This is a genomic window from Cohnella sp., assembly GCF_041641335.1.
GTDB lineage: Bacteria > Bacillota > Bacilli > Paenibacillales > Paenibacillaceae > Cohnella.
On the sequence record NZ_JBEPYQ010000078.1, the window covers coordinates 24,385 to 34,173 of the forward strand.

General features: G+C 57.3%; 8 protein-coding genes. All 8 read right to left on the reverse strand.

The genetic code is table 11. The features are described 5' to 3' along the window. Positions 1-87 precede the first annotated feature (87 nt). Positions 88-1,653 carry a response regulator transcription factor gene (locus ACESLM_RS22390; RefSeq protein WP_372634523.1) on the reverse strand — a complete coding sequence of 522 codons (1,566 nt, stop codon included), beginning with the start codon at positions 1,651-1,653 and terminating at the stop codon, positions 88-90. Positions 1,654-1,656: 3 nt separating this feature from the next. Continuing rightward, positions 1,657-3,405 carry a cache domain-containing sensor histidine kinase gene (locus ACESLM_RS22395; protein WP_372634526.1) on the reverse strand — a complete coding sequence of 583 codons (1,749 nt, stop codon included), beginning with the start codon at positions 3,403-3,405 and terminating at the stop codon, positions 1,657-1,659. Positions 3,406-3,499: 94 nt separating this feature from the next. Next, a complete protein-coding gene (locus ACESLM_RS22400; RefSeq protein ID WP_372634529.1) occupies positions 3,500-4,609 on the reverse strand; it encodes a rhamnogalacturonan acetylesterase in 1,110 nt (369 codons plus the stop codon). Positions 4,610-4,689: 80 nt separating this feature from the next. After that, a complete protein-coding gene (locus tag ACESLM_RS22405) occupies positions 4,690-5,664 on the reverse strand; it encodes a glycoside hydrolase family 43 protein (protein WP_372634540.1) in 975 nt (324 codons plus the stop codon). 65 nt (positions 5,665-5,729) lie between these two features. Beyond that, on the reverse strand, positions 5,730-6,716 hold the full coding sequence (locus ACESLM_RS22410; RefSeq protein ID WP_372634531.1) for a glycoside hydrolase family 43 protein: 987 nt from the start codon (positions 6,714-6,716) through the stop codon (positions 5,730-5,732). A 62-nt stretch (positions 6,717-6,778) separates the two neighbouring features. Then, entirely contained in the window at positions 6,779-7,585 is an 807-nt protein-coding gene (locus ACESLM_RS22415; protein ID WP_372634542.1) for a carbohydrate ABC transporter permease, read from the reverse strand. A 42-nt stretch (positions 7,586-7,627) separates the two neighbouring features. Continuing rightward, positions 7,628-8,563 (reverse strand): carbohydrate ABC transporter permease, encoded by a 936-nt coding sequence (locus ACESLM_RS22420; RefSeq protein WP_372634534.1) that lies wholly within the window; start codon positions 8,561-8,563, stop codon positions 7,628-7,630. Positions 8,564-8,635: 72 nt separating this feature from the next. After that, positions 8,636-9,789 (reverse strand): ABC transporter substrate-binding protein (locus ACESLM_RS22425; protein ID WP_372634537.1); only part of this gene is annotated, 1,154 nt, incomplete at its 5' end.

Sequence of the window (9,789 nt, forward strand, 5' to 3'; positions counted from 1 at the left end):
TGTGAGTCGGTTGAGTTGTTAGTGCTTACATTTCCTATTATCATCGGGTCGGATCGAAATCGTAATGCAAAAAACCGTGCTGTTTGTTCAAAAAGCAGAGTTGTCCGCCTGCTTGGCATACTCGGAAGGGGTGCAGCCCATCTGCTTCTTGAACACCTGGCTGAAATACTGGGGATTGTCTCCAAAACCGAGCATTTCGGCCATCTCGAAAATTTTGATCTCGGGATTGGCGGCCCATAGATCCGTCGCCTTCTTAATCCGGGCCTTGACGACATAGTTGGAAAATTTCTCCCCGGTCTCCTTCTTGAACAGCTTGCCAAGATAATCCGCGTTCATGTACAGCATCTCGCCGGCCACCTGGTTCAGCGACAAGTCCGAATTGCCCAGCTGCTCCTCGACGATGTCCATCATTTTGCGCACGATCGACGTAATCTTAACGACGTTGCGCTCGTAATGGAACTGCGCCAACTCGCGCACCGTCTCCTCCAGCACCGTTTGCATCGCCTGCAGCGTGTTCATCCCGGCCAGCTCCGCCAGCTGGCGGTAATACCGGTCCATTCGCTGCAGATCGCCGAGCCGTATTAGAGAGACGAACTGCTGGACGACGTGCGACTTGGTCATGTCGATGTCCGCTTGTCCCCGCTTCAGCTCCCTCATCAGATCGGCCAGCGCCTGCTCGGCCTCTTCTCTATGGCCGGACTGAATCGGCATCGTCAGCTGTTCCGCGTCGAAGGAGAACGCATCGAGCTGTTCCCGCTCCGGCTCTCCAGTATCCTTGCTCGTAATCACGCCGCCTTCCCCCAGATAGAACCGGTAATTCAAGCAGCGCAGCGTCTCGCGATACAGGCTTCTCGCCTGCGTGATCCGATCCGGCTCGCTGAGCGCTATCGTGGCATCCATCTTGTAATAGCTCTGGAAAATGCTACGTATCCGCTCCAGTTTGCGAAACAGCTCTTCCGGCGCAAGCGCGTCCTCGATCAGAATGAGCACGTGGTCTCCGATCGTCGTGCCGAGCAGCGTCGTCTCGAGCAGATCTTCGGCGATATTCTTGATCGCGAACAGATGCTCGAATTCCACGCTCGTCCCCTCGGCCTGGAATAGCAGCAGGCGGACGGGGCGCTCGAACTCGAACCGGAACAGCTTCCGGTAATAGTCCCAGTCGCGGCTGCCGTACGTCTTGTTCGTAACGAACTCCTTCAGCACCTGCTCCTTGACGTGGGGCATCACCTTGGACAACTCCTGCTTCATGTCGCTGACGAACCGTTCGCGGCGCTCGTCCGCCTCCAGCTCGCCGACGATCTCCGTCAGCGCCTCGGCGATCTTGCGCTCGTTGGTCGGCTTCAGCAAATAATGCTTCACCCCATACTGCATCGCCTTGCTCGCGTAGTCGAATTCCCCGAAGCCGGACAGCAGCACGAAGCGGACGCCGGGAAAGTCCCGGTGAACCGCGGCGACCAGCTCCAGTCCGTCCATTCCGGGCATGCGGATGTCGCTGACGACGATATCCGGAGCCAGCTCCCGGATGCGCTCGTAGGCATCGACCCCGTTGGGCGCCGTGCCGATCAGTTCGGTGCCCAGAGACGTCCAATCGATCATTTGCGAGATGCCGTCGAGGATGATTTTCTCGTCGTCGACGAGCAGCACCTTGTACATTCCCTATTCCCCCTCTTCGCGCGGCAGCGCCACAATGACTCGAGTTCTGCGTCCCGGCTCGCTCTCGATCCGCAAGCCGTACCGCTCTCCGAACGCCAGCTTGATTCTCTCGTCGATGTTCAGCAGTCCGATGCCTTTGCCTCTGGCCTTTAACTCGCCGCTTCGGAGCCGCTCCAGCGTATCCTCCGGCATGCCGGGGCCGTCGTCTTCCACGGAGACGAGCAGATCGTCGTCCGACAGCTCCGCGCGAACGACGATCCGGCTCTTCCCGATCGTCGGCTCGAGCGCGTAGTGGATCGCGTTTTCCAGCAGCGGCTGAAGCGTCAGCTTCGGCAACCGCAGGCCGAGCAGCTCGTCCGGCACGTCCAGCTCGAAGATCAGACGGTCGTCGAAACGGTATTTCTGAATCGTCACGTAGCTTTCCACCACTTCCAGTTCTTCCCCAAGCGTCAAAATTTCTTCCTTCATGCTGATGGAGTTACGCAGCAGGAACGCCAGCGACTCCACCATGCTCGAGATTTTCGATTGTTTATTGACTTTGGCGATCCAGTTGATCGACTCCAGCGTGTTATACAAAAAATGCGGATTGATCTGCGCCTGCAGCGCCTTGAATTCCGTCTCCTTGATCAGCAGCTGGTTCGCGTAATTTTCGGTAATGAGCGTATTGATCCGTTCGACCATCAGCCGGAACGTGCGGTGCAGCAGCCCCATCTCGTCCATCGACAGCGCAGACTCTTCCGCCGAGGGCAGATGCGCTTCCGCGAAATTCCCTTTCTCGGCCAGCTTCATGCGCGCGATCAGGCTGTCGATCGGCCGGGTCAGACTGCGCGAGAAACGGATGCCGAGCGGAATCATCAGCGCAAAGATGGCGATGAAGACGATGACGACCAGTTCCTTGATGAAAATGACCCGCTCGAAAATCTGATTAAACGGCGTAATGTTCAAATACGTCCAGCCCGTTCCCGACGAGCGCGTATAGGATATAAAGTACGTATGACCCTCGAACTCCTGGGTGAAATAGCCTTTGGAGGAACGGAGCGATCCGAGCACCTCTTGAGGGCTGAACAGAGGCTTCTGCGGGTAGATCACCTCTTCGCCGGCGAACAGAATCAAATCCCCTTCGGTGTCCGAAACCTGCTGGGCGATTTTGCCGATGTTCACGCGGATGAGCAGCGTGCCGAGAAATTCCAGATCGAAGTTCGTGTTGCTGAACGAACGAATGTCGCGGGCGGAAATCAAAGCGGCGTCCGGCGCCTCCGGGAAAAACCAGCGCATATCCCCTTCCGCTTCGCGGGTCGCCTGCTGAATCCGCTCGATTTTGCCCGGCTCGACGCGAGTCACATTGCCCGCTCCGTTCTCGGCGCCCCGGGAATCGAACAGTTGAATCGAATAGATAGAAGGCTCGGAGCCCGCATACGTGAGCAGTCGATCGATTACCTTCTGCCTAATGATGTGCAGGTCGTATTCCGAGTCGGAGTTTTTGATCGCCAGGAGCTGACTCTGAAGCTGAATGTCGGCGATAATGTCGTACGACATCTGCTCGATGCGAGCCAGCTTCGTCTCGATCGCGGCGGAGGACAGGTTCAGCACCTGCGCCGACTTGTCGTACAACTGCCGGTCGTAGATCGAGAAGGCGTACTGCTGCACCAGGAACGTAAAGGCGAAAGTGACTGCTATGATGCTCGCGATGAGCACCGACAGCTTGTTTCTGATTTTCATATGCCGTAACGATCGGAACACCGTCCGCATCATCGCTCTCCGCCTCCGTATCATTCAAGATGAACTCGTGAAGAAAGTATGCCATCCCCGACAAGCGCTGTAAAGCGGTTGCACGGCGGCGGAACAATCAACGCAGGTACATCGTCAGAGGCCACAGCCCCGCTTCGCGAATGCCTTCGGCAATGAGTTCCGCCATCCGAATAGCCCCTTGCTCTTGAAAATGTGTGTTATCCTCGATCCCGCCGGCAAAGTTCGCGAACTCTCCCGGTGCGCCGTGCATGAACAGCGCGCTCGCCGCCTCCGGACCGAGCTCCTCCAGCAGCCGCTTGCTCTTGTCCGCCAGGTCGATCAGCGGAACTCCGCGCTCCTCCGCGAGCTTCCGAACGGCTTCCGGATACAGCCCGTGCGTATCCCGGAGCCTGCCGTCCTCTTCAAAGTACCGTCTCTGCACGGAGGTGACGAGAACCGGATGCGCGCCTGCCTCCAGAGCTTCATCGATATACTTTCCCAAAAATTGAACATAAGTCGTTTCGGGGTCGGTATGCCGCGCCTCGTCCGTCTTCTGGTCGTTATGACCGAACTGAACGAAGACGTAATCGCCCGGCTTGATCTGGCGCAGCGCCTCGTCCCATTTTCCTTCGCCGATAAAGCTGCGCGAGCTTCGGCCCGACGCCGCGTGATTGGCGACGATGACGTCGTGCTTGAGCAGATGAGGCAGCATCTGTCCCCAGCCCGCGTAAGGATAGCCGTCGTCGGGCTGGTCCGCGACCGTCGAATCTCCGACCAGATGCAGCGCGATCGCATCCGGAGCCGCCGCGATTTCCAGCCAATTAATTCTCGGCGCCGGCCCCGAGAACTTCAGCTCCAGCCTGCCGCCGCGAACGCGGACGCCGACCGTCTCCCGGGCGAACTGTCCGGGAGGAACCCGGCGTCTGAGCAGCAGCAATCGCCCCGGAGCCGCCTTGATCGTCGTGCACGCCGGCAGCGTCCAGTCTCCCATTCCGAGCGTCACCGTATAATGGCCGTCAGGCAAGTCCACGCGGAACGCCGCCTCCGCCGGAATAATCAGGTCCCGCCACGGCCGGCCGGGTTCCCCGCGGTCTCTCGCCGTCACAGCTCCGTCTCCCGCGAATCCGTAACCGCGCTCCTCCGTATAGCGGCAATCCGCCGTCGCCTTGGTCCGGCCGGGCTCGGCCTCCCCGACGCCAAAATCGAATTTCCAACCGGTACAAGCCATTTGCGCGCACCTCCGTCACTTTACTTTTCACTATAAAGGAAAACCCGGAAAACCAAAGATCGATTTTCCGGGTTTTTTGTTTAAAAATCAGGGGGCTCTCCGGGCTTGCCGAAGTTCGGCGTTCCGTCCTCGTTCCAGCCGAACGACTGGGCGCGGGCGTGGCGGTTCGGATCGAACAGCGGATCGCCTTCGATGTCCCGATACGGACGGGCATGGTAGACAAGTATGTCCCGCTTGCCGTCCGGCGACGTCGTAAAGCTGTTATGGCCCGGACCGTACTGGCTCTGGTCGGGATTCGAATAGAAGAGAGGAGCCTCCGACTTTGTCCAAGATGCCGGGTCGAGCAGATCGCTTGCGTCCGATGCCGCCAGCAGACCCATCGCGTAATGGCTGTCCGTCGCGCTGCCGGAATAGCTGATGAAGATTTTGCCGTTCCGTTTCAGCACGGCGGCTCCCTCGTTCACCATGAAGCCGATGCTTTCCCAGGCCTGATCCGGCTTCGCGATCATCGTCTGCTCGCCTTCCAGCGTCCAGGGATTCGCAAGCTTGCCGATGTACAGATTGGTGTTGCCCGCGATCCGGGGATCCTTCTGCGCCCATACGAGGTAACGCGTTCCACCGTGCTCGAATGTCGTCGCGTCCAGGGAGAACGACTCCCAATTCGTCTTCAGCTGCCCTTTCTCGATCCATTCGCCTTCCATCGGATTCGCCGATTCGTTCTCCAGCACGTAAATCCGATGGTCGAACGGCTTCTCCTCCCTCGCCGCCGCATAGTACACGTACCACTTGCCGTCGATAAAGTGGATTTCCGGCGCCCAAATGTGCTTGCTCAGCGGACCGCTGTCCGGCTTGCGCCAGATGTCCGCCGTCTCGGCCCCGGCAAGGCCGTTCAACGACTTCGCCCGGCGCAGCTCGATGCGGTCGTACTCCGGCACGGAGCCCGTGAAATAGTAATAGCCGTCCGAATGCAAGATGACCCAGGGATCGGCGCGCTGCTCGATGAGCGGATCCCGAAGCTCTTCCTCCGAAGGCGAGCTCCGGGAGCAGCCCGTCATCGCGAGCAGGGCGGATAACAGAACCAGGATGAACGCCTTCGTTTCCAATCCTCGCTCGCGAATGCTCATCTTCCTCCCTTGGCGTCGGCGACCGGAGATCCGAACACCGGCATGCCGTTCTCGTCCCATTGAAGGATCTGGGCCCGCGCGTGACGGTTCGGGTCGTAGAGCGGATCTCCCACGATTTCCTTATAGTTGCGCGCATGATACACAAGCACGTCCGACCTTCCGTCCTCGGACACCGTAAAACTGTTATGGCCGGGGCCGTACTGTCCCGTCGCCTCGTTCGTCACGAACACCGGCCTTTCGGATTTATGCCAGCTTGCCGGGTCGAGCAGATCGCGGTTTTCGTCCGCCCAGAGCAGTCCCATGCAATAGTGGTGATCGGTGGCGCTGCCGGAATAGCTGATGAAAATTTTGCCGTTCCGCTTAAGGACCGCCGCCCCCTCGTTGACCAGGAATCCGATGACCTCCCAATCGTACTCGGGCTTCGTGATCATCACTTGCTTGCCCTCGATCGTCCAGGGATTGCTCATCGGAGCGATATACAGATTCGAGTTGCCCGGAATATCGGGATCCTTCTGGGCCCACACGAGGTAGCGGACGCCTCCGTGCTCGAACGTCGTCGCGTCCAGGGAGAACGACTCCCAGTTCGTCTTGATCTGCCCTTTCTCGGTCCAAGTTCCTTCGGTCGGATCGGCGGATTCGTTCTCCAGCACGTACATCCGATGATCGAACAGTCCTTCGTTCGTCTCGGTCGTATGGGCGGCGGCGAAATAGATATACCACTTGCCGTCGATAAAATGAATTTCCGGCGCCCAGATGTTCGCGCTGAGCGGCCCGCGCTCGCGCTTGCGCCAGCAGACGACCGGCTTCGCGTCGGCGATGCCTTGAATGGTGGCCGACTTGCGAAGCTCGATCCGATCGTATTCCGGCACGGAAGCCGTGAAGTAATAATAGCCGTCCGAATGCTTATAAATCCAAGGATCGGCGCGCTGTTCCACGACCGGATTCGAATATTCCGTCGCCTGCATTGCTGTTTGGTTTCCCATCTCATCCAACCCCGCTTAATCTAAATTGATTGCTTTCCTCTTTCGATGTTGTCTCGTCGTGATCAGCCTTTCACGCCGCCGACCGTCAAGCCGGAAATAAAATATCTTTGGAAAAAGACGAACAGGAGCAAAATCGGCAGGATCGCGATGACCGAACCCGCGATCAGAACTTGATAGTTGTTGCCGTACGGCGTGATCAGCGTGCTCAGACCGATCGGAATCGTCAGCATGTCGTTCGTGCGCAGCACGAGCATCGGCCACAGGAAGTTGTTCCAGTTGCCGAGAGCGATCAGAATCGTCATCGCCCCGAAGGCCGGGACCATAAGCGGAATGAAAATGCGGAAGAACATGCCGTATTCCGTACAGCCGTCGATTCGTCCGGCATCCATGAAGTCCTTCGGCAAGCCGCTGGCGTACTGCCGGAAGAAAAACGTAGGCAGCGGAGCCACCGCGAACGGGAGAATGACTCCCCACAGCGTGTTGATCATTTTGAATTGGATCATCAGCTTGTAGAGCGGCAGCATAATGATTTCCGTCGGCACCATCATCACGAGCAGGATCGCGACGAAAATCATGTTCTTGAACTTGAAGCTGTACATGGCCAGGCCGTACCCTACGAATGCCGAAAAGAACAACGATACGACCGAAGCGAGGATCGTAATGACGATGCTGTTCTTAAACCACGTGAAGTACGTATCCGCCGATTCCGTAAAGAGCGAGCGGTAGTTCTCGAAAGTAAACAGTTCCCAGTCGATCCTGTAGCTCAACCCGGAGCTGATCGCCAGCTTCGCCGGTTTTAACGACGCCACCAATATCGCGTAAAACGGCGTCAGCATCGCGATCGTGACGACGATGAACAGGAGCAGCATCAGCAGCGAAGAAGGAGTCAGCTTTTTTTGCGCTTTCACCGGTCAGTCCTCCTTCTTGAAGAGCCCGAATACTTTCAGTTGAATCAGGTTCAGCACAAGCATCAGTCCCAGCAGGGACAGGCCGATCGCGGAACCGAGCCCCATGTTGTTTTGTTCGAAGCCTTGCTGATAAATGTAGCCGACCATCGTCAGCCCCATGTCCTTCGGCGAGCGGTTGCCGCTCCACAGCGTAAAGCTCTCGATAAACATGGACAGACCGCCGAAAATGCTGATGGTCAGCACGTAGATGGACACGGGCTTCAGCATCGGAACCGTAATCTTGATGAACTTCTGCCATGCGGACGCCCCGTCGATCGAAGCCGATTCGTAGACGTCTTGCGGGATGTTCTGCAGACCGGACAGGAAATAAATGAGGTTCACGCCGAGCCAGCGCCATGTCGCCAACAGAACGAGCGACAGCATGCCCAGACGGGCGTCCGCCAGCCACTTCTGCGGCTCGATGCCGAACAGGCCGACGATCTGGTTCATGATCGCGGCGTCGGACTGGCCGAGCATCAGACGGAAAATCGTGCCTGCCACGACGATCGAGACGAGCGCGGGAACGAAAAAGGTGGATCGGAAAAAGTTCTTGAACGGCAACGCGCTCGAATTCAGCATGACGGCGAACACGAGCGGCACCGGAATTAGCACGATCAGCGTCAAAACGGTGTAGAGCAAGCTATTGTAAATCGCTCTGTAATAATGTTTGTTCAGCAGCTTTTCGTAATTTTCGAAACCGATATATTTCGTCGCTCCCGGCAATACTTCCTGAAAGCTCATCTGAACGGTCGAGATGACCGGGTAGGCGAAGAAGATCAGGAAAGTGAGGATAAAAGGCAGTACGAAAACGTACGGCGCGATGCGTTGATTGTAGAGGAAGCCGGTCTTTCTCGGCGCGGACGCTTTCGCGGTCGCGGTGCGATTCGGTTGGTTCACCACGCCAGTCTCCTTTCTGGAAAGAACCACTAGCCTGGCTGAACCCAGCGAGGCTAGTGATCCTAGAACGATAGGTTATTGAGCTCTTACTTCTTCCGCAACTTCCTTGAGCACTTTCGCGGGGTCTTCCATATCGTTCAACGTGCGGAACATGGCCGAACGTTTGACCGCATCGATGATCGCCGGCGTTTTCTCTCCAATATTGACCGGCTTGATTTCGTCCTTCACTTCGGACAGCATCGTGAAGATACCGTCGCCGAAGTATTCCGTGAACTTGTTCGGCTCGTTCAACTCGGGCATCGTCCACACCTCGGAGCGGATCGGGTCGAAGCCGAGCTCCGTCCAGAGGGCGATATTGCCTTCCTTGGACAATTTCGCGAACGCGAGGAATTCCTTGGCGAGATCTTGCGCTTTGGACTGCTGCGTAACGACTGTGCCTGTGCCGCCCATGCCCGCGGAACGAGCGCCGCCTTCCGTCCAGGCCGGCATTGGCTTGATGATCATTTTACCTTTAAGCTCCGGCATGTTGTCGATGAACCGTCCCATGTACCACATCGGCATCCATATAGAGGCCGCGCCCCCTTGGTTCATGAACGCCCAATATTCCTCGGAGTGGTGGAAGCCGCCCGGAGCAGGCACGGCGATTTTTTCCTTCACGAGATCCTGCAAGTATTGCACAGTCTTGATGTTCACGTCGCTGTCCAGCGTGACGCTTCCGTCCTTGCCGAGGAAGTCTCCGTCTTGCTGCGCGATGAGCGGCCACAACGACCACTGCTCCGTCGTTTCGACCGTCGCCATCGGCACGCCGGTCTTCTCGAGAACCGTTTTGCCTGCGGCCTTATAGTCGTCCCATGTCTTGATGTCGTCCGGATTGACTCCGGCTTTATCAAGGATTTCTTTGTTATAGTAGATAACCGACGCGCCTACGTGATAATCGACGCCGTAGTATTGGCCGTCCTTCGCGTAGATGTCGAAACGGGACTTGACCAAATTGTTCAACTCGGGCTCTACGATGTCGTTAAGCGGAGCGAGCTGAGGGGTGCCTTTCAGATAGTTCGCAAATTTACTGATCTCGATGTCGGATAGATCCGGAGCGCCAACGCCCGTCTGAAGCGCGACGAGCAGCTTATTGTGCATATCGTCGTAAGGGAACGTATTGCCTTCGAATTCGATCGGTTTGTCCGGGTGTTGCTCGTTCCATCTTTTCGCCATTTCTTCGTAATATCTCT